Below are 451 nucleotides of genomic sequence, written 5' to 3'. Positions count from 1 at the left end.
GCTTCTCGTATTCCTTGTTGAGCTGCACGCGGAAGGCTTCGAGGTCGGTGATATCGGCTTCGTCGTGATTGGTGACGTGCGGAATCATCACCCAGTTTCGATGCAGGTTCGCACCGGAGAGCTTCTTGATGCGCGACAGCGGCTTGCTTTCCACGTCGCCGAAGCGGGTGAAATCCACCTTCGGCCACGGCAGCAGGTTCAGCTCGCCACCGCCACCGGCCGGCGCGGCAGCGGCTTGTGCCGGAGCCGCGGTCAGCCCGGTCATCACGCCCTTGACGTAACCCTGCACGTCGTCCTGGGTGATGCGGCCCTTGGGTCCGGTGCCCGGCACGCGCGAAACGTCCACGCCAAGCTCGCGCGCGAACTTGCGCACCGAGGGGCTGGCGTGGGCGGCGGCGCCGGTCACGCCGGCGACCGGCGCGGCGGCGGGCGCGGCCACGGGGGCCGGCGC

1 protein-coding gene is annotated in these 451 nt (G+C 69.6%); it reads right to left on the bottom strand.

Features of this window, described 5'->3' with window-relative positions; all coding sequences use genetic code 11:
* On the bottom strand, nucleotides 1–451 hold a 451-nt coding region (locus AC1DKD_RS42095), incomplete at both ends, for an E3 binding domain-containing protein (protein ID WP_477144849.1).

The organism is Cupriavidus sp. 05T313, assembly GCF_056396665.1.
This window is presented reverse-complemented; position numbering and strand designations above follow the sequence as displayed.